20 protein-coding genes are annotated in these 19541 nt (G+C 60.4%); 13 read left to right on the top strand and 7 right to left on the bottom strand.

Going from position 1 to position 19541, the window contains the following annotated elements:
• Positions 1-33: 33 nt before the first annotated feature.
• The 3 genes from D3Z90_RS14910 to D3Z90_RS14900 form a co-directional block, all read right to left on the bottom strand.
• A complete protein-coding gene (locus tag D3Z90_RS14910) occupies positions 34-1263 on the bottom strand; it encodes an MFS transporter (RefSeq protein ID WP_136476791.1) in 1230 nt (409 codons plus the stop codon).
• An 80-nt stretch (positions 1264-1343) separates the two neighbouring features.
• Complete coding sequence (locus tag D3Z90_RS14905) at positions 1344-1892, bottom strand: cytochrome b (RefSeq protein ID WP_136476790.1); 549 nt, start codon at positions 1890-1892, stop codon at positions 1344-1346.
• On the bottom strand, positions 1889-2935 hold the full coding sequence (locus D3Z90_RS14900; protein ID WP_136476789.1) for a catalase family peroxidase: 1047 nt from the start codon (positions 2933-2935) through the stop codon (positions 1889-1891). The genes D3Z90_RS14905 and D3Z90_RS14900 overlap by 4 nt, the downstream gene beginning before the upstream one ends.
• 131 nt (positions 2936-3066) lie before the next feature.
• Between D3Z90_RS14900 and D3Z90_RS14895 the strand changes: the two genes are divergently transcribed.
• From D3Z90_RS14895 to D3Z90_RS14870, 6 genes are all read left to right on the top strand, one after another.
• Positions 3067-3576 (top strand): sigma-70 family RNA polymerase sigma factor, encoded by a 510-nt coding sequence (locus D3Z90_RS14895; RefSeq protein ID WP_136476788.1) that lies wholly within the window; start codon positions 3067-3069, stop codon positions 3574-3576.
• A complete protein-coding gene (locus D3Z90_RS14890; RefSeq protein ID WP_136476787.1) occupies positions 3573-4325 on the top strand; it encodes an anti-sigma factor in 753 nt (250 codons plus the stop codon). The genes D3Z90_RS14895 and D3Z90_RS14890 overlap by 4 nt, the downstream gene beginning before the upstream one ends.
• A 66-nt stretch (positions 4326-4391) precedes the next feature.
• Positions 4392-4727 (top strand): DUF2790 domain-containing protein, encoded by a 336-nt coding sequence (locus D3Z90_RS14885; RefSeq protein ID WP_136476786.1) that lies wholly within the window; start codon positions 4392-4394, stop codon positions 4725-4727.
• Between the two features lie 97 nt (positions 4728-4824).
• Positions 4825-6900 carry a membrane-associated oxidoreductase gene (locus tag D3Z90_RS27050; protein WP_256658212.1) on the top strand — a complete coding sequence of 692 codons (2076 nt, stop codon included), beginning with the start codon at positions 4825-4827 and terminating at the stop codon, positions 6898-6900.
• Between the two features lie 94 nt (positions 6901-6994).
• A complete protein-coding gene (locus D3Z90_RS14875) occupies positions 6995-7504 on the top strand; it encodes a sigma-70 family RNA polymerase sigma factor (RefSeq protein ID WP_136476785.1) in 510 nt (169 codons plus the stop codon).
• Positions 7501-8448 (top strand): FecR domain-containing protein, encoded by a 948-nt coding sequence (locus tag D3Z90_RS14870; RefSeq protein WP_136476784.1) that lies wholly within the window; start codon positions 7501-7503, stop codon positions 8446-8448. The genes D3Z90_RS14875 and D3Z90_RS14870 overlap by 4 nt, the downstream gene beginning before the upstream one ends.
• Before the next feature lie 445 nt (positions 8449-8893).
• On the opposite strand, the gene D3Z90_RS14865 is transcribed toward D3Z90_RS14870, so the two are convergent.
• From D3Z90_RS14865 to D3Z90_RS14855, 3 genes are all read right to left on the bottom strand, one after another.
• Positions 8894-10135, bottom strand: a complete 1242-nt coding sequence (locus D3Z90_RS14865) for a DUF1835 domain-containing protein (protein WP_136476783.1) — start codon at positions 10133-10135, stop codon at positions 8894-8896.
• A 232-nt stretch (positions 10136-10367) separates the two neighbouring features.
• The gene (locus tag D3Z90_RS14860) at positions 10368-10700 is read right to left on the bottom strand and encodes a YegP family protein (RefSeq protein ID WP_136476782.1); all 333 of its coding nucleotides are present in this window, start codon (positions 10698-10700) and stop codon (positions 10368-10370) included.
• 121 nt (positions 10701-10821) lie between these two features.
• Positions 10822-11739, bottom strand: a complete 918-nt coding sequence (locus D3Z90_RS14855) for a LysR family transcriptional regulator (RefSeq protein WP_136476781.1) — start codon at positions 11737-11739, stop codon at positions 10822-10824.
• A 117-nt stretch (positions 11740-11856) separates the two neighbouring features.
• Between D3Z90_RS14855 and D3Z90_RS14850 the strand changes: the two genes are divergently transcribed.
• The 5 genes from D3Z90_RS14850 (at position 11857) to D3Z90_RS14830 (ending at position 16180) form a co-directional block, all read left to right on the top strand.
• Positions 11857-12612, top strand: coding sequence for a 5-oxoprolinase subunit PxpA (locus D3Z90_RS14850; protein ID WP_136476780.1), 756 nt, complete (start codon positions 11857-11859; stop codon positions 12610-12612).
• 90 nt (positions 12613-12702) lie between these two features.
• On the top strand, positions 12703-12948 hold the full coding sequence (locus D3Z90_RS14845; protein ID WP_136476779.1) for an acetyl-CoA carboxylase: 246 nt from the start codon (positions 12703-12705) through the stop codon (positions 12946-12948).
• Between the two features lie 9 nt (positions 12949-12957).
• Positions 12958-14340 carry an acetyl-CoA carboxylase biotin carboxylase subunit gene (locus D3Z90_RS14840; RefSeq protein ID WP_136476778.1) on the top strand — a complete coding sequence of 461 codons (1383 nt, stop codon included), beginning with the start codon at positions 12958-12960 and terminating at the stop codon, positions 14338-14340.
• Entirely contained in the window at positions 14337-15209 is an 873-nt protein-coding gene (locus D3Z90_RS14835) for an allophanate hydrolase subunit 1 (RefSeq protein ID WP_136476777.1), read from the top strand. Before D3Z90_RS14840 ends, D3Z90_RS14835 begins: the two co-directional genes overlap by 4 nt.
• On the top strand, positions 15206-16180 hold the full coding sequence (locus tag D3Z90_RS14830) for a biotin-dependent carboxyltransferase family protein (RefSeq protein ID WP_136476776.1): 975 nt from the start codon (positions 15206-15208) through the stop codon (positions 16178-16180). The genes D3Z90_RS14835 and D3Z90_RS14830 overlap by 4 nt, the downstream gene beginning before the upstream one ends.
• A gap of 211 nt (positions 16181-16391) precedes the next feature.
• Here D3Z90_RS14830 and D3Z90_RS14825 read toward each other — a convergent pair whose 3' ends face one another.
• Positions 16392-16721, bottom strand: a complete 330-nt coding sequence (locus tag D3Z90_RS14825; RefSeq protein ID WP_136476775.1) for a hypothetical protein — start codon at positions 16719-16721, stop codon at positions 16392-16394.
• 257 nt (positions 16722-16978) lie between these two features.
• Between D3Z90_RS14825 and D3Z90_RS14820 the strand changes: the two genes are divergently transcribed.
• Both D3Z90_RS14820 and D3Z90_RS14815 read left to right on the top strand, forming a co-directional pair.
• Positions 16979-18355, top strand: coding sequence for a pyridoxal-phosphate dependent enzyme (locus D3Z90_RS14820; RefSeq protein WP_136476774.1), 1377 nt, complete (start codon positions 16979-16981; stop codon positions 18353-18355).
• Positions 18352-19527 (top strand): PLP-dependent aspartate aminotransferase family protein, encoded by a 1176-nt coding sequence (locus tag D3Z90_RS14815; protein WP_136476773.1) that lies wholly within the window; start codon positions 18352-18354, stop codon positions 19525-19527. Before D3Z90_RS14820 ends, D3Z90_RS14815 begins: the two co-directional genes overlap by 4 nt.
• Positions 19528-19541: the final 14 nt, after the last annotated feature.

The raw sequence follows: 19541 nt of genomic DNA, 5'->3' as shown, positions 1-19541 counted from the left end.
TTGGCGGAGCATTAAAGCACATTCCGCGAAGCTTTAGCGGCCCGCCTGTATGGACACGGAATTGGGGTGGGGCCACAGTCCGACCAATAGCAGCAGCCCGGCCACAATCAGGTACGGCAGGCGCGGATCTACCGCGTAGATCAGCGTTCCGGCCAGGGGGCCGATAACCACGCCCAGGCCTTGTGCAGCGCTCATGGAACCGGCCGTGGCGCCTTGCTCGGAGGCGTCCATGGCATTGGCCGCCAATGCCGAGAAGGCCGGAAACACGAAGCCCATCCCGCAGGCCGAAACAAAGAAGCTGGCCCAGAGCAATGGCGCGCTGGGAGCAAAAGCGGCGGCGGCAAAGCCCAAGGCTGAAACGCTCGCGCCTGCGCGAATCATGCGCAGCGGTGGCCACTGCAACCTGCGCACCAGCAGTTGCGCGAAGATCAGCGCTACACCCACCATGGTCAGCGCAATGCCTGCGGTCTGCGCGGCGTCTGCCGGGTTCATGCGCAAGCGGTCGAGGGCGAAAAAGCCGACGGTGATCTGCGCTACCGAAACACCGAGCATGGCCACGAACGCCACCAGCAAAGGCCGGCGCAAGCGCGGATCGCTAAGGCGGACCGGGCGTGGCGGTTGCTTTAGGTGCAGCTCCTGACGCTTGAGCTTGAGCAACAGCACGACAAAAGCCAGCATCGGTAGCAACGCCATCACGTAAAAAGGCAGGCTCAAACTGTGACGAGCCAGCAGCGCCGCCAAGGCCGGACCCAGTACCAGGCCGACAGCGTTGGCCGCACCGAGTGATGCCAAGGTGCGGGCACGGTGCTGTGGCTCAACGTTGTCAGCGATCAGCGCCGTGCCACCGACCGGCAGCGCGGCGTAAAAAGCGCCGATCAAGCCGCGCCCGATCACCAGCCCGGCAAAGGCCAGGGTAGCGCTGGGTAGAAGGTGCAATGCGGAATCGATGAACAGACACAAGGCCCAGTAAGCCACGGTGAAACCGGCCGTGCCGAGCAATAGAATCCGGCGCCGGCCAAGACGATCACTGAGCTGGCCCCAGGGCCTGGCCAGCAACATCCAGATCACTCCGGCCACCGTCACCGCAGCCCCGGCCTGCCAAGTGGCAAGGCTGAGGGTGCGAGCAATAGGGCCAATCAAGGAGACGAACGCCATCATCGCCATGGTGCAGGCCATGTTGGCAACCAGCAGCGGGCGCAGGTCGAAACTGGACTCGGTGCTGATCGATGAAGTGGGTTGGGCAGGATCCTGTGCGCTGTTCATGGCTATCCAAAGCTCAAAAGGCAAGCGTTGTATTGTGCCGGAAAAACTATCTGGGCAAAATCCCTTGATAATAAGAATCGTTATTGTTTGTCACTTTCTCCGGTATTACCCAACGGCGCTGGCCACATACTGCGCAACACGCCGTCGCGCCGCACCAGTGCATGTACCAGCGCTGCGCCCAGATGCACCAGCACCGTTGCGAACAGTAAATAGGCCAGCCAGCCATGGGCCTGGCGCAGCAAGGCATACAGGGTCAGGTCATGGGGCAGCAGTGCCGGCAGGTGCAGTGGCAGCGGATAGCCTCCCGCCGAGAGCATGCCCCAACCAATCAATGGCATGGCCAGCATCAAGCCGTACAGCAGCAGATGAGAAGCCCCGGCAGCCAGACGCTGCATCGCTGGAAGATCGGCAGGCAAGGGTGGGTGGGGCAGGGTCAGACGCAGGACCATGCGCGCCAACACCAGCAGCAACAAGGCTAGACCAATCGCCTTGTGCAGGCTAAGCAGCCAGGTGTGACGCGGGGTCAGGTCGGCGATCATGCTGACGCCAATGAACAGCATCGCCATGATCAGCACGGCCATCAGCCAGTGCAACAGGCGCGCCAAAGGATGAAAGGCAACAGGTTTCATGGGCGTGCTCCCAAGTCTGCCGATTCGTAGCTGCGGCGGTTGAAGGACTCGGCGTACGCTGCCGAGCGTGCTGCCAGGATCGGGTCAGCCGATGGCTCGATGCCAGTGGGCAAGATCAGCGGGTCAAAGTTGAGGTCGCGGCAGGCACCTTGCTCGGGGCCGTCGACATGCTCGATGACCAGGGTGCCGGCATCGACGGAACGGCGCTCTGCCGGCCAGGGCTTGGCCGGGTCATCGACCGGATCGCCTGCTTGCGCAAGGGTCAGGCGCAGGGTCCAGCGTAACGGGCCTTGGGCCAGGCGCTGGTGTAAGTCGTGTTGCAGGTAGTCGCGGTCGTCGACTTGACCTTCCAGGGCGGCGAACGGCGTTTGTGGCAACAAGCTCCAACGTACAAAACGGCTGTTGCCGTCGCGGTCGATCAGGGCAAAGGCGTTGATGCTGTTGAAGCTGGAGTTGGCAAAGCTGTTCGGGGCTTGGTAGTCCTTGGCCCATTGGCGGAACGGTGCGCTTTCGGGATGGTCGGCGAAAAACGCTTGCACGCGCGCCGGGTCGGGTTTGCCGGTTGCCGGGTCCGGGGTCATCGCCAGAACCTGCTGGTAGAAGGCTTGTGGCGTGCTCACCGCCAGCACCGGTGGGGTATTCATGCCGGTACGCCAGATTTCGCCGTCGTCACTGCTCAGTTGCAGTGCCAGACTGCGGGTCGGCACACTGGTGTCGGCACTGTAGGGATTGCTGCCGCCTATCGCGAAACGACCGATTACCGGGACCCGGGGCTGGCTGAATACCCGGGCACGGGACAGCGGTTCAGCCTGCTGGCTGCTCTGGAAGTAGCCACTCACGCACAAACCCTTGGCGTGGTTCTTTCGATAGCCGGGGTAGTGACCGGCCTGGGACTCAAATGTGTCGATAATGCGCTTGGGGGTGAGGCGGTCGCTGCCGATCCAACCGGCGGCATAGGCAAAACCGGCGGCCAGGGCAGTCAGGCCAAGACCAATGGCAGCCAGGCGCAGGGTGCGGGGACGACCGTGTAACGGAGTGCTCATGGCGACGATCCGGGTCAGTGAATGAGCCGGTACGACGCCTGGGTATTGAATTTATTCCCATGGCAGGGAATATTTTTTCCTCTGCAGCGTCTGCCTCGTACACTTAACGCTTGAAGGCCAAGGCCCCGGCAATGCATGAATTAAATGACCAGCAACTGCGCCAGATGCTCGAGCGACTGCGGCGCTTCGCCGTGTGGTTGACCCGCGACGCAAACAGCGCCGACGACCTGGTGCAGGCCACCGTCGAGCGCGCCCTGAGCCGCCGCGGCCAGCAGCGCGAGCAGGAGAGTTTGCGCGCCTGGCTGTTCTCCATCCTTTACCGGCAGTTTATCGATGGCAAACGCCGCGAGCGTCGGCATGCCCGCTGGCTGTCCTGGTTCGGACGTGCCGAAGAGCAGGGCAATGCCACGGAGGACATTGTCCTGGCCCAGTCTGGCCTGGCAGCTTTTGCGCTGTTGCCCACCGAACAGCGGGCCTTGTTGCTGCTGGTCAGTGTCGAGGGCTTGAGTTACAAGGAGGCCGCCCAGGCCCTGGATGTACCGATCGGCACAGTGATGTCGCGATTGTCGCGGGCGCGGGCAGCGCTGCGTGAATTGGCCGAGGGCACTACAGCATCCCCGGTGTTGCGGAGGTTGAAATGAGTCAGTTGATTCCATCGGAAGACGAGCTGCACGCCTACGTGGATGAATGCCTGGAAACGGAGCGTCGACGCGCGGTAGAGCGTTATCTGGCCGCCAACCCCGAGCAGGCCATGCGCGTCGAAGGTTGGCGCCGTGATGCCCGACAACTGCGTGCGGCGATGTCCGGGTTCGCCGGGCAGGTGCCTAATCCACGGCTTGATCCGGCTCATCTGCGCCGCGAGCTACGCCGGCGCTGGCAGCGCCGCTGGGCCAGTGCAGCGGTGCTACTGGTGACGCTGGGGATCGGCGGCCTGGGCGGCTGGCAAGTGCGCGAGTCGAGCCTGATGGCTGGCAACCTGCCGATGGCTGATGCCGTGCAGGCGCACCGGCTGTTTGCCGACGCCAGCGCCCTGGACTTGAGCGCCCGTGATCCCGCGCGGCTGCAAGCATGGCTGGGGCAATATTTTCGCCACGTCGGTAACCTGCCGGACTTGTCCTCCTACGGCTTCACCCCACTGGGTGCACGGCTGCTGAGCAACGAACAGGGGCCGGCCGCCCTGGTGGTGTTCGAAGACGCCCAGGGACAACGAATCAGTCTGTTTCTGCGCTCGCCTGGCGAGCACTTTGCTCGCATGCCCAGTGGTGAACGCACTGATGGGCAACTGCAAGCGCGCTATTGGTCCCACGGTGACTACAACTACGCATTAGTCAGCGCGGCATCCGACAGCCGTGGTGCACAACTGCGCAAGGCACTGGACATTGCCTTGTAGTGGGGCGCCGCTGTCAGGCGTAAGCTTCTCAGTACTGCCGTTTCATCACATGCGAGGTAAGAGCAAATGAAGCGCATGCAAGGTTTGGCTGGGGCAGCGTTAGTACTGCTGGCAGGTGCAGGCGCGCAGGGTTGGGCAGCAGAGGTGAAGGACACGCGTCTGTTTGCCCATGAGCAGGCTGTGCAGGCCTACGCAGCGCAAACCGGCAGAACCCTTCCTACGGTGCAGGACTACGCCTACGGCACATCGGTCGATGTCGCCCGGCTCATCGCACAGACCCCCATGCCCAGAGGTTGCGCAGCCGCGCCGATGTTGATGACCTATGAAAACACCGCTGGTCAACTGCTGACGTTGCGCTATCAAGTTGAAGGGCAATGCCCGCGGTTTCAGGCTGCGCGTTGATGCATCTACGGCATAGGCTGCAGAGAAAAATCCGCAAGGGCTGGCTGAACGACTAGTGGCAATTTAGTATTGCTGGCTTTTGCCAGAGAGATCAGTCATGCACGCAACAGACAGGACGCTTAGCGATTTCTCCCCATTGTCAGCGGCTGAAGGGAAATTGATCGCTGATCGCCCATCAGGTGATGTTGTGTATCTGGGGCACGAACGCCCTGACAAGGCAACGGCCGACAATCGGGTACGTGCTAGTTTTCTGCGGTTTGTGATGTTGGACGCGGATAAGACTCGGTCTGTTCATGAGTCAGGTGTGCGTCTGCATGGCGCTTATATCGTCGGCATTCTCGATTTGAGCGGAACGGTTTTGACCCATTCGCTGGGCTTTTGGGATTGCACGTTCGAGTTCGCGCCTGACCTGACTGACGCTCAACTCAACGGCTCACTGTGGCTCATCGACTGTGCCAGCCCTGGGGTTATCGCTTCGCGCGTGAGTGTCCGTGGAGCAGTGGCTCTTAACGGTTTGCGCTGTACTGGCAGGATCGATATTGCTGGTGCGCATATCGGTGGAGAATTGAACCTTGACGGCGCGGCTATCGATGGAGACGGTGGAGGTGCACTTTTTGCTGATCAATTGCATGTTGAAGGGAGTTTTTTTCTCGGCGATCAATTTACTGCAAAGGGTGACGTTAGGCTGATCGGCGCACGTATCGAGGGTCGGTTTTTTTGTAGTGGGACATTCAAGGCATCGCAAAAGGCAGCCTTGATGGCTGATCGGCTAATAGTCGGCGGCGGTGTATTCCTTGTCGATGGGTTCTGTGCCGAGGGCTCTGTAAGATTTGTTGGTGCCAATATCGCTGGGCAAGTCATCTGTCGCGACGCCTGCTTTGATGGCATGAGTGACGTAGCTTTCAGTGCAACGGGTTTGGTGATGACCGGCAGCATCCTGCTGCACGGAGGTTTTCATGCAAAGGGGCTTGTTCAATTTACCGGCGCTCGGATCGAAGGCGATTTAATCTGTGAGAAGGATGCTGTTTTCGAAGGTGACGAGCACAATTCGCTGATTGCGGTTCGCTGTGTATTGACCGGTAAGGTGCGCCTTGGAAAAGGCTTTCACGCGCATAAATCGGTCAATTTCACCGACGCGAGGATTGCAGCCGGCTTCGATGGTTGCGGCGCATGGTTTGAAGGAAAAACCGGTGCTTCGCTGGTTCTCGACCGTGCGCAGGTGTCGGGCCCGTTGCTGCTTCGAGCACTGCAGAACAAGTTGGCCAATGCCTCATTTGTCGGCGCGAAAGTGACCGAGCTCGACGACGACGAGCATACCTGGGGTGAGAACCTTGCCCTCAACGGTTTTGTTTATGGCGCACTCTCAGCCCGCGCTCCAGTCAACCCCAAGTTCCGTTCAGCGTGGTTGCGTCAGCAGATCCCCAGCCTTGAAAAGGACCGGCCTGCTACCGAACTTGCCAAGGACTTTCGCCCTCAGCCCTGGCGGCAGTTGCAACGCGTGCTGGTTGAAATGGGACATACTGCCGAAGCACGTGAACTGGGGATCATCTATGAGCAGCAGTTGCGCGCTATTGGCCACGTAGGCCAGCCACCCAAGGGTTGGCCGACCTGGATCGCAGCCATCTACTCGCGTATTGCTCTTGGCCTGCATGCGCTCTACGGGCTGCTCACCGGTTACGGTTACCGTCCAATGCAGTTGTTGTTCTGGTTCGTGGGTATCTGGCTCAGTTGTGCTTCGGTGTTCTGGTATGCAGCCGCTCAGCACGGGGTGTTTGCGCCGAGCAATCCGATGGTGTTCCAGAACCTGGCCTATCTCGACTGTCGACCTGATCGGGGCGAAGCCTGGCGCCTGCTAAATCCCGGGCAGGAAACCGATCCGAATTTTTATGGCCAGGGCAATTGGTACCTTTGCGACAGCCTGCGCGAGGAATACACCGGGTTCAGCCCCTTGGCGTATTCGCTGGACGTGCTGATGCCGTTGGTCGACTTGCAGCAGGAGGCGGATTGGGCGCCTTTGGTGCCGACACCCAAGCAAGGCTTCTGGGACGAATTCACGGCTTTCGGCTGGAAGCACTTTGTGCGTCTGTTGATCTGGTTTGAGATTCTTGTGGGCTGGGGGATCAGTCTGCTGATGGTGGCCATCGTTTCCGGCCTGGCCCGTCGTAGTGAATAAAATCAACCGATGCGTTAACAGCACTTGGCTTGTGCCAGGGGATTTAATTAGAATCAATCTCATTTGATTCCTTTGCCTTGCAGGTGCTTTCTAGATGAGCGAAGCGGTGGTCCTTTCCGAGCAGACGCTGCACGGTCTTTATCGAGATCACCGTAGTTGGCTGGAGAACTGGTTGCACCAGCGCCTGGGCAATCGCTGGGATGCGGCCGACTTGAGCCAGGACACCTTCCTGCGGTTGCTGGCCAGCCCGCAGGTGCTCGAAGAGCTGCGCGAACCGAGGGCCTACCTGCTGACGGTGGGCAAGCGTCTGCTGGTCAACTTCTACAAACGCCGCAGTCTTGAGCACGCCTACCGTGAAGCCCTGGCCAACCTGCCCGAAGCGCTGATGCCCTCACCAGAGCAGCGTTGGTTGTTGCTGGAAACCTTGCAGGCACTGGACGAAGTACTCGACGGCTTGGCCTTGCCGGTGCGTCGGGCATTTCTCTGGTCGCAACTCGAAGGGTTGGGCTATGCGCAGATTGCCGAGCGCCTGCAGGTCAGCGAACGTACGGTCAAGCGCTACATGGCTCGAGCCTATGAACACTGCCTGTTGGTTGAACTATGAACCGCACCAGTAGCCCCGAGGCGCGGCAACTGGCTCGGGTCGCGGCCGGTTGGCTGGCATTGCTCGATTCAGGAAGGGCAAGTGCCGATGATCTGCAGCGGCTTGATCATTGGCGTGCAGCCGATCCCCGTCATGAGCAGGTGTGGCAGCGCGCCGAGGGCTTGCGCCAGCGTTTTCAGGCCGTGCCGCAAGCGTTGGCAATGGCCAGCCTGGATCGCCCGCAAAGCAATCGTCGCACCTTGCTCAAGCGTGGCCTGGCCTTGGCTGTGTTGCTGCCAGGCGGTTGGGTGCTCAGCCAACAATTGCCCTTTGCAGCGTGGCGAGCGGATTTGCGTACTGCCGTCGGCGAGCGTCGGGGTGTGCGCCTGGTTGATGGCAGCATGCTGCAGTTGAATACGGACACTGCTGTGGATCTGGACATGGCGCAGCATCGACTGAGTTTGATCGAAGGTGAGATTGCCTTGAGCGTCAGTCGCGCGCAGGCGATCAACGTGGATTTTGGTCTTGGGCGCGTCGCGACGGGCCAGGCACAGGTCTGTCTACGCCGCGATGCTGACAGTTGTCGTATTTCCGTTGTGCAAGGTGCAGTGCGGGTACGTCCGGAACAGGGTATGGCGCTGACCCTGCAATACGGTGATCAATTGACGTTGTACGCCGATGGCAGTGGTGCCATGGGCCGTTTCGATCCGCATCTGCCTGATTGGCGCGATGGTGTGTTGAGTGTCGAGAATCAGCCGCTGGGGCAGTTTTTGCGTGAAGTTGCCCGTTATCGTCCGGGAGTTTTGCGCTGGGAGCCGGCGCTGGAGTCATTCAGTGTCACTGGTACTTTTCAGCTCAATGATACCGATCGGATTCTTGATTTGTTGGCGGCGAGTTTGCCGTTGACTGTGCAAACGCGCAGTCGCTACTGGGTGACTTTGGTGGCTCGGCAAGCCTCGGCTTGAGCTGGGGTCGGGCCTTTGATTGTGTGCTGATCCGTTTGCTTTGGTGGCGCTGAGTCACCTTTGCGCCCTTACGGCGCCTTACTTTGGCAGTCGCCCCAAAGTAAGCAAAGGGCTTGCCCCACCAGGGGCCCTACGCTGCGCTTCGGGTACCCTCGCTACGATGTCGCTACAGGGCATTGCGATCTACGTGTTGCAAGCAACACTACGATTCGCAACTTCGGCCTTCGCCGAAGGCGCTACGCGCTAGCCCTTTCGCAACACCTTCACTCGGCCCTTCTGGTTAACGGGGCGGATAGATCAAGATCAAGATCAAGAGCAGATCAACAGCAGATCAACAGCAGATCAACAGCAGATCAACAGCAGATCAACAGCAGATCAAGAGCAGATCAAGAGCAGATCAAGAGCAGATCAACAGCAGGTCGGAAGCAGGCAGGGTGGCAGCCGGTTATGGGCGCCATACTGGCCATAATTCTTTGTCCAGCGCCCAATGTCCTTGTCCGGCCAGCAGTCGCACGCCGCCTACCCAACGCTCGGGGGCTTGTTGTTGCAGCCAGTTGGCGTCACCTGCCAGCACTCGTTCACCCAGGGCAGTCAAGCGCAGCGTTCGTCGCGTCCACTCCAAATCTGTCTGTGTTTCGCTGATTAACGGTGTCGGTGAATCTATCAGGGGCCGTAACATCGCATGGAACATCATGTCGCCCAGGTACGGCAATGGTTCTCGTTTGCCCATCAGTTCGGCAAACACGCGGGCAAACGCCACTTCACCCTGTTCGCTGATGAACTGCAATGACAACCGTTCAGTCAGCGACAAGCCATCGTGCAATCCCGGTAATTCCTGCAGTTGTCGTAGTAGTGCCGGTGCAAGCAGGGGCAGGCACAAGTCGCGGCGGTGTGCCAATTGCGCCCATGTTTCTGGCGAGGGTGCGCAGTAGGCCACCCAGGCTTGTCGGGCCAGTTGCAGCATGGGTTGGGTGACGGGTTGACGTTGTGGCCACAACCAGGCAAGTACATCCGGCGCCAGTTGGCCGATGCCGATGAATCGTTGCACACCGGGCATATGGTCGATCTGGATCAGTTCCAGACGCTGGGGCATGCGTTCCAGGCTGGCAAGCAGGCGTATCAGAAACAGTTGGTCGTAGGCATCCGCTTCGCACCAGAGCACCGCCCGTGGGCAATCCTCAAGTAACGGCAGTTGGCCGTACTCATCGAGCATCTTGCGCTGCACAAACGTGCGCTCGAGGGCGTAGGCCTTGCTGATGTAGTCAATGCGCATGGCCTGGTATTGCTCAAGGGGCAGATCGCGAACCGGGCCCATGCACAAAGGGTCGGTGAACATGTGAAACGAGCCGGTAAAACCAGCCAGATTCAAGCTGTGCTGGATGTCGTTGCCGCAGCGCCAGTGCTGTGTGCGGGCCTCATCATCGGCGATGAACTGTGGGTTGCGTGCGGCGAAATCGATGGCGTCGATGTGGGCCTTGAGCTTGGGCCAACTGCTGAACCCCAGGTCACGGGCAATCAACCACTGTGCATCGGCCAGGCGGGGTGCCGATGAACGTGAACCCAGTTGCGCCAGATGCTCAGGCGCCGTGCCTGTACGCAGGCGTTGGAGCAGTTCTTTGGCGCGCTTGCGCTGTTGTTCAAGATTGATGCGTCCATCGTGGGACGGTGAAGACAGTCGAGCAGGCATACGAGCTCCTTGTGCAAGCCTTGTCCGCTATCAGGCCGGGAGTCGTAAGAAGAATTTCTGGCGTACTGTCCTGGGCGCTGCCCTTTCCGCGGACGGTGGCGTGGAAGACGCCGACCGCGACTATAAGGCCCGGGCTTGCGCAAAGGCAAATTGCAGTGAAGCAGGCTGGAGGCTAAGGGTGGCTGGGCGCAGTTTTCCTACAGCGCCCGGCACACACCTGCAAAGCCTTGGGTCAAGTGTTGTCCTTGATGGTCTTGCTGCTGCCGTTGGTTTTCACCGAAGCAATGCCGGCATCGCGTGATTGCGCACTGGCATACATCTGGCTGCTGCCGATGATCTGGTGGTTGGCTGCTTTGAGGTTGAAGTGAAATTTGCCATTACTGGCCTCTTTCTTCTCGTAGCGTTCATCCGTTCCACTGTTGGCCTGGACCGAGGCGATGCCGCTTTCGGCAGAAGCCTTGGCCTTGTACAACTCGCTGGTAAGAATCGTCTCGCCATTACCTGCCTTGAGCACAAAGCGGTACTGACCGTCGCTGCTGGTGCCCAACTCAAACCATCCTGCCATGGGAACTCCTTATTGCGCTGAAGTGCGCTGATGAATCCAGGGTGCTGCCTGCAAGCTGGCTTGCAGTGAAAAAACAGTATGGTGGGCTTTGTGCACTTGTCCAATGTGAGGGCACGCGGGCCTATCTGCGCATCAGCGATTGTTGCGGGGTCAGGAAGGCTTCGTGAAAGTAGTCTCGCACTGCCTGCATGGCTGGCGTGAATGTGCGCTCACGGTGCCAGGCCAGGCCGACACTCATCGGTGTGACCGGATCGCTCAGGCCCACGGTCTCGATGCGTTTACCCTCGAGCGACCAGGGTCGATGTACCAGGTCCGAGAGAATCGCGACGCCACTGCCATTGGCGACCATGCTGCGTACGGCCTCCACCGAGCTTGTACGCACCCTGACCGACGGCTGCTGGCGGGCATGTTCCCAGTAGCGCATGGCGCTTTGCTCGGCCTCGTCGACAGTCAGCAGGATGTACGGCTCACGGGCGACATCAGCCAGGCTCACGGCAGTGCGCTGGCACAATGGATGGTGGGCAGGGAGCCACAGGCGGCGTTCCGAGTTGAACAGCGTTTCGGAGACAATGTCTGGGTGGGTGAGGTTGGCAGTCAGCACCACGGCCATGTCATAGCGATGTTCGAGCAAGCCCAGTTCGATGGCCTGGCGCTCCTGTTCATGTACCTCGATGGTCACGTCCGGATGCCAATGCCCAAGTCGCTGCAGGTGATGGGGGAGAAAGTAGCCAATCACTGTGTAGCTGGCAGCGACACGCAGAAGGCCACTGGCGCGGTAGTCGGGCAGGGGGCTGTTGAGGGCATCCTCGACGCTGCGCTGAATCACGTAGGCACGATTGAGAAAGTGCCGGCCTGCGTCGGTCAGGCTCATGCCTTGCGCCGAGCGCAGGAACAAGGTCACCCCAAGCAGGGCTTCGAGCTCTTTGATTGCGGTGGTCACCGCCGACTGGGAGATGTTCAGGTGAAGCGCCGCCTGTGAAATCTGACCGATCTCGGCGGTGGCGACGAAATAGCGAACCTGTCGCAATGTGAGGGACATGCAGCACCTTGAGGTATCTGTTTTTCAGAATACCCACCATCTGATAATAGATCTTCCCAAGGGGCAAGCGGAATTCTACTGTTCGAACATCAAGCGAATGAACGGGAGCACCCCTTGATGCACGCAGTCGATTTCAATTCGGACATGGGCGAAAGCTTTGGCCCCTGGACCATCGGTGATGGCGTGGACAGCGAGCTGATGGCTTTTATCAGCTCTGCCAACATCGCTACCGGTTTTCATGCCGGCGATCCCGGCACCATGCGTCGTACGCTGGAGCAGGCCAAGCAACTCCAGGTGGCGGTCGGTGCCCATCCAGGTTTCCGTGACCTGGTCGGTTTTGGCCGTCGGCATATCAATGCCCCGGCGCAGGAACTGGTTGACGATATCTTTTATCAACTTGGCGCCCTGCGCGAACTGGCGCGCATTCAGGGCATGAACTTGCAGCACATCAAGCCTCACGGCGCGCTGTACATGCACCTGGCCCGTGATGAGGAGGCCGCGCGGCTTTTTGTGCAGACCCTGCATCAGTTGGACCCGGCGCTGATGTTGTATTGCATGCCCAATTCGGCTACCTGGCGCGTGGCCCAGGAACTGGGTCAGCCAACCGTGCGTGAGTTCTACGCCGACCGTGACTACGACCTGAGCGGTTCGATTGTTTTCACCCGCAAGGTTCGGGCACTCGATCCCGAGGAGGTTGCAGCCCGCGTGGTGCGCGCCTGCCAGCAGGGCAAAGTGATGACGGTGGAGGGCCAGGACCTGGCCATTGAATTCGACTCCATTTGCCTGCACAGCGATACCCCCGGAGCCCTGGCGTTGGTCCAGGCCACGCGGGCGGCGCTCGACGCTGCGGGAATTCGCGTGGCAACCCCCTGAGTCGTTGATACCTGGGCGCTGCGCTCCAGCGCATGCCCCTGCTGATTTTTTCCAGCCTGCCTTTCTACAACTATTTCAAAAGGAACAGTCATGGCCGAGCAATCCGTAGTCACCCCCCTCCCAGGGACGTTTTATCGTAAAGCCACCCCCGAGTCGCCTTGCTTCGTCGAGCCCGGTGCCCATGTCGATGCCGATACCGTCATTGGCTTGATCGAGGTGATGAAGCAGTTTTCCGAACTGACGGCTGGCGTCAGCGGCAGGCTTGTCGACTTCCAGGTAGAAGACGGCGATCCGGTCGAGCCCGGCCAGGTCATTGCCACCCTTCAGGTTGAGTAAGGGGGCCTTATGACTCAGGCAATTACCAAACTGCTGGTGGCCAACCGTGGCGAGATCGCCGTGCGTATCATCCGCGCCGCCAAGGCACTGGGAATACCGACCGTGGCAGCCTGCAGCGAAGCCGATGTCGACTCGATGGCAGCGCAACTGGCCGATGAGGTTCAGGTACTGGGCCCGGCACGCGCTGACCGTAGCTATTTGAACACCGAGGCGGTGCTCTCGGCCCTCAAGGCCAGCGGCGCGAATGCCGTACACCCAGGCTATGGCTTCCTGTCGGAGAACGCCGACTTTGCCCAAGCTGTGCAAGCGTGTGGTGCAATATTCGTCGGCCCCGATGCGCAAACGATTCGCCAGATGGGCGACAAGGCGGTTGCGCGCCGAACGGCAATGCTGGCTGGGGTACCGGTAGTGCCCGGATCAGAAGGCGAGCTGCATGATCTGCCAAGCGCACGAGAGGCTGCCGCTCAGGTTGGCTTCCCGCTGTTGATCAAGGCCAGTGCCGGTGGTGGCGGACGCGGTATTCGCCTGGCCCGCGACCTGGCCGAGTTCGAGCACGAGTTTGCCAAGGCACGAGGTGAAGCGCAGGCTGCATTCGGCAATGGCGGTGTTTACCTGGAGCGATTCATTCGCCAGGCCCGGCATATAGAAGTGCAAGTGTTGGGCGATGGCCAACACGCCGTGCACCTGTTCGAGCGTGAGTGTTCATTGCAGCGGCGCCGACAGAAAATCTTCGAAGAAGCGCCGTCACCCGTCCTCAGCACCGTGCAGCGTGAGGCTCTGTGCGCCAGCGCGGTAAAACTGGCCCAGGCCCTGAACTATCGAGGGGCGGGCACCCTTGAATACCTGTATGACGATGTCAGCGGCGAGTTTTTCTTCATTGAGATGAACACCCGCATTCAGGTCGAGCATCCGATCAGCGAAATGATCACTGGCATCGATCTGGTTCAGGCCATGTTGCGCATTGCCTCGGGTGAACCATTGGGCCTGCAGCAAAGCGATATTGTTCTGCGTGGCGCGGCCATAGAAATGCGTGTCAATGCCGAAGACCCCACGCGCGATTTCTTCCCCAGCCCTGGTCAGGTAGAGACGTTGCACTGGCCCCAAGGGGAGGGCATTCGCGTCGACAGTCACCTGTTCAGCGGCTACAAAGTGCCGGCGTACTACGATTCGCTACTGGCGAAAGTCATTGTCCATGGCAATGATCGTACCCAGGCGCTGCAGCGGGCACGCACGGCCTTGGCGCAAACCACGTTGACCGGCATGGCCAACACCCTGGCACTGCATAGGCAACTGCTGGAGCAGCCCTGGCTGATCACCGCCCAATTCAATACCGGCACCCTGGAAACCTGGCTGGCCGATCCGGCCCGGCATCGCTGTGGAGATGCGTCATGAACCGTCCGATTCGCTACAGTTTTGGTGCCGACGAACATCTGTTCGCCGAGGTCAGCGAAAGCATGTCGCTGGAAGCATTCTTTGTCGGCATGGCCATTACCCGTGCGCTGGAGAAACTCGACCTTGAGGGTGTGCTGGATATTTGCCTGGCCAACGCTTCTTTCCAGATCCGCTTCGACCCGGACCTGATCGACCCACAGACACTGTTGGACGTGGTTAAAACCGTTGAGGTCAAGGCGGTTGCCGAGCGTACCCTGCAAACCCGGATTATCGAGATTCCGGTGCTGTACAACGACCCCTGGACCCATGAAACCCTGATGCGTTTTCGCGATCGCCATCAAGACCCGAGCGCCACCGATCTTGAGTACGCCGCTCGCATCAACGGCCTGGCCGATGTTGATGCCTTTGTCGCCGCGCACAGTGGCGCGCCGTGGTTCGTGTCGATGGTGGGTTTCGTTGCAGGCCTGCCGTTCATGTTCCAGATGGTCGAACGCGAGCGTCAACTCCAGGTGCCCAAATACCTGCGCCCACGCACCGACACGCCAAAGCTGACCCTGGGGCATGGCGGTTGCTTCGGTTGTATCTATTCGGTACGCGGTGCCGGTGGGTACCAGATGTTTGGTGTCACCCCGGCGCCGATCTATGACCCGCAGCAAACCCTGGAATATCTCAAGGAGCACATGGTGTTCTTCCGTCCGGGTGACATCGTCCAGTTCAAACCGATTGATCGCCAGGCCTATGACCAGGCCGTGGCGGAGGTGGACGCAGGTACTTTCGATCTACGGATCCGGCCGGTCGAGTTTTCCCTGGATGCGTTTCTCGCTGACCCGGTCAACTATCCCAAGTCGTTGCAGGAGGTGCTGGCATGATCAAGGTACTCAAACCTGGCCTGGCCACCTCTGTCCAGGATCTAGGCCGTGAAGGCTACTACCACCTGGGCATTCCGCCTTCCGGCGCGCTCGATCAATATGCCCTGCGGGCTGCCAACCTGCTGGTAGGCAACGAGCCTGGCGCCGCGGCGCTGGAGTGCACCTTGCTCGGCCCGGAACTGCAATTTAGCGAAGATGCCCTGGTGGCCTTCAGCGGCGCGTACATGGCTGCGCTTTTGGACGAGGTACAGGTGCCACCGGACACCGCCTTTGAGGTGCGTGCCGGTCAAGTGTTGCGCTTGAGCTACCCCAAGGTCGGTGCGCGACTGTATCTGGCGGTGGCAGGCGGTATCGATGTACCTGTAGTGCTGGGCAGCCGTTCCACCTATACCCTCGGCGGCCTGGGTGGTTTCAACGGCCGACGCCTGGTAGCGGGAGACGAACTGCCGGTAGGCGCTCCAAGCGGCAAGGGCAAGGTTGGCGCCAGCCTGCCTATGGCCTTGCGCCAGTCATTGGGCGGTGAGGTTGAACTGCGGGTGGTGCCGGGGCTGTACTACGACCGCCTGCAACCTGCTGCCGCGGCGAGCTTCTTCGCCGAGCCGTGGACGGTTGGCTCGGAAGCTGACCGTATCGGCTATCGCTTCAAGGGTGGCAGCGCCCTGAGTTTTCAGGCCCGCGAACAACCTTTCGGGGCAGGGTCGGACCCTTCCAACATCGTCGACAGCTGTTACCCCATCGGCTCGATCCAGGTGCCGGCGGGGCTCGAACCGATCATCCTGCACCGTGACGCGGTGTCTGGTGGCGGTTACGCCATGATCGGCACGGTGATCAGCGCGGACCTGGACCTGGTCGGGCAGATGCAACCCAATCAGAAGGCGCGCTTTCGTGAAGTTTCACTGGACGATGCCTTGGCAGCCCGTCAGCAGTACAAGAAAAAGCTCAAGCGCATGGCCGAGTTGTTTGCTGGCTAACTGACGTGCCTGGCGCAAGCCAAGCCTGCCTGCCGTTGAAGGAGGGCAGGCTCACGCATTGGTCACTGCATCGATGCTGCCGCTCACGCCCGGCGATGATTTGAACACACGCAGCGCAGCGGCACGATCAATTTTCGGGGTGCCCTGAAGCGCTATTGATGCGCCGATGGGCCAAAACCGATGGGCCCGGCACCCTACCTGGGCCCAGCGTTCAGCGCTGTGCCACCGCGTGGTGAACACACTGTTCATAGTAGGTCTGCTTGATGGCGGCGGGCTTGAGCCGTGACTGGCTGTTGTAGGTCTGTTCGGTGATACCCATGGCGGTCATGCGCATCCACGGCTTGGGAAATTTGCGCACCTGAAGCCGCTTGCGCGCCGAGTACAAGGTTACGCCTGATAGCTTCGATTGCTGCGCGCCCGCGGCTATATCCGATCCCCAACTACACACATAACGATCATTCTTGGCCAGCGCCTTGGCCTGGGCACCCAGGGAGAACGTGGCAAGGAAAAGCGCTGCAAGGGTTAATCCATAAGCCCGCATAGTGGCAACCTAAGCTATTGAAAGGAAAGCAAGTTTGCCAATGAACGCAGCAGCAAGGGGCCAGCAGTTTGCCTTATTTATTGGCCGACATTTGCTCTGCGTGCTTGTGTTAGAGAATTGCGCCTACCGATTGGCTGGGGGCGGTTGCGGCGGGCAGCAAGCGCGCCTATGGTCGAAACGAGGTATTGAAAGGGCGAGTGAGCCGGCCTGCACAGGTTACGGTTCAGCCGCTGCCCATTCCAGCTGTGAGGTGACCCATGGCCAATGACTCCCGTCCGGCGGTACTCGAACTGATCGGTAATACACCGATGGTACGGGTCAGTCGATTCGATACCGGTCCGTGTACCTTGTTCCTCAAGCTCGAATCACAGAACCCGGGCGGATCGATCAAGGACCGCATCGGCTTGGCCATGATCGATGCGGCCGAGCGCGATGGCCGATTGCGTCCCGGTGGCACCATTGTCGAAGCGACTGCTGGCAACACCGGCCTTGGCCTGGCCCTGGTCGGCCGGGCCAAGGGTTATCGGGTAGTGCTGGTGGTACCCGACAAGATGTCTACCGAGAAGGTTCTGCACCTCAAGGCCATGGGCGCCGAGGTGCATATTACCCGTTCCGATGTCGGCAAGGGCCACCCAGAGTACTACCAGGATGTTGCCGCGCGCCTGACCACGGAGATTCCCGATGCGTTCTTCGCCGATCAATTCAACAACCCGGCCAACCCGTTGGCCCATGAGTGCAGCACCGCCCCGGAGATCTGGGCGCAGATGCACCATGACCTCGATGCCATTGTGGTCGGCGTCGGTTCGGCCGGTACCCTCACAGGCTTGACCCGCTTCTTTCGCCGGGTGCAGCCGGACTTGAGCATGGTGCTGGCCGATCCAGTGGGCTCGGTGATGGCCGAGTACAGCCGTAGCGGTAAGCTCGGGACTCCCGGAGCATGGGCAGTGGAGGGCATAGGTGAAGACTTCGTGCCGTCGATAGCCGACCTCTCCAGCGTGCGCCAGGCCTATTCGATCAGCGATGAAGAAAGCTTCGAGCATGCCCGTCAGTTGCTGCGCGCCGAAGGCATCCTCGGTGGGTCCTCGACCGGAACATTGCTTGCCGCCGCGCTACGCTACTGCCGTGAACAGACCGAACCCAAGCGGGTGGTGAGTTTTGTCTGCGACACCGGTACCCGTTATTTGTCCAAGGTCTACAACGACCAGTGGATGACCGACCAGGGCCTGCTGCAGTTCAAGCATTACGGCGACTTGCGCGACCTCATTGCCCGACGCTTCGAAGATGGCCGGGTGATCAGCGTAGGTCCCGGCGATACCTTGCTGACCGCTTTCCAGCGTATGCGTCTGGCCGATGTCTCGCAACTGCCGGTGCTTGAAAATGGCCAGCGCCTGGTCGGGGTGATCGACGAGTCGGATATTTTGCTGGGTATGCATGCCGACCCTACGCACTTCAGTCTGCCGGTGGCCAGCGCCATGACCGACACACTGCAAACCCTGCCACCCAGTGCCAGTCTGGCTACACTGCAAGCGGAACTCGACCGTGGGCTGGTAGCGATTATCGCCGATGCTTCGGGCTTTCATGGCCTGATTACCCGTGTCGACATGCTCAACCACTTGCGCAGGTCCTTGCCATGAGTCACCACGATGAAAGCAACGCTTCACTCGGCTTCGCTACCCGCGTGATCCATGCCGGGCAATCTCCAGACCCCTCCACCGGCGCCTTGATGCCGCCGATCTACGCCAACTCCACCTATGCCCAGCAGAGCCCCGGGGTGCATAAAGGCCTGGACTACGGGCGTTCGCACAACCCCACGCGCTGGGCGCTGGAGCGCTGCGTGGCGGACCTTGAGGGCGGCACCCAGGCCTTCGCATTTGCCTCTGGGCTGGCAACCATCGCCAATGTGTTGGAACTGCTCGATGCCGGGGCTCACGTGGTCTCCGGCAATGACCTTTATGGCGGTACCTTTCGCCTGTTCGAGCGGGTGCGTCGGCGCAGCGCCGGGCACCGTTTCAGTTTTGTCGATCTGACCGACCTGGAGGCTTTCGAGGCGGCCCTGGAAGAAGACACGCAAATGGTCTGGGTCGAGACGCCGAGCAATCCTCTGCTCGGCCTCACCGATCTGGTGGCCGTGGCCGACATCTGCCGCCAGCGCGGGATTCTCTGTGTCGCCGATAATACCTTTGCCAGCCCTTGGGTCCAGCGACCCCTGGAACTGGGCTTCGACATTGTCGTGCACTCGACCACCAAATACCTCAACGGCCACTCTGACGTGATCGGCGGGATCGCCGTGGCGGGGAACTCAGAGCTGGCCGAACGCCTGGGCTTTTTGCAGAACGCGGTGGGCGCCATTGCCGGGCCGTTCGATGCCTTTCTCACCTTGCGCGGGGTGAAGACCCTGGCCTTGCGCATGGAGCGCCACTGCAGCAATGCCCTGGAACTGGCGCACTGGCTGGAGCGCCAGCCGCAAGTGGCACGGGTTTATTATCCGGGGTTGGTCTCGCACCCCCAGCATGGCCTGGCGCGGCGGCAGATGCATGGCTTTGGCGGGATGATCTCGCTGGACCTCAACAGTGATCTGGCTGGCGCCAGGCGCTTTCTAGAGAATGTGAATATCTTCGCTTTGGCGGAAAGCCTCGGCGGAGTTGAAAGCCTGATCGAGCACCCGGCAATCATGACCCATGCCAGCATCCCGGCGCAGACCCGGGCGCAGATCGGTATTGGTGATGCACTGATTCGTCTGTCGGTGGGGGTGGAGGATGTTGAAGATCTGCGCGCGGACCTGGCTCAGGCGTTGGCGCGGATATAGATAGTTGTCGGCCT

The organism is Pseudomonas sp. DG56-2 (assembly GCF_004803755.1).
GTDB classification, from domain to species: Bacteria; Pseudomonadota; Gammaproteobacteria; order Pseudomonadales; family Pseudomonadaceae; genus Aquipseudomonas; species Aquipseudomonas auratipiscis.
Note: the sequence above shows the minus strand (reverse complement) of the source record. Positions and strands in the feature narration are given on the sequence as shown.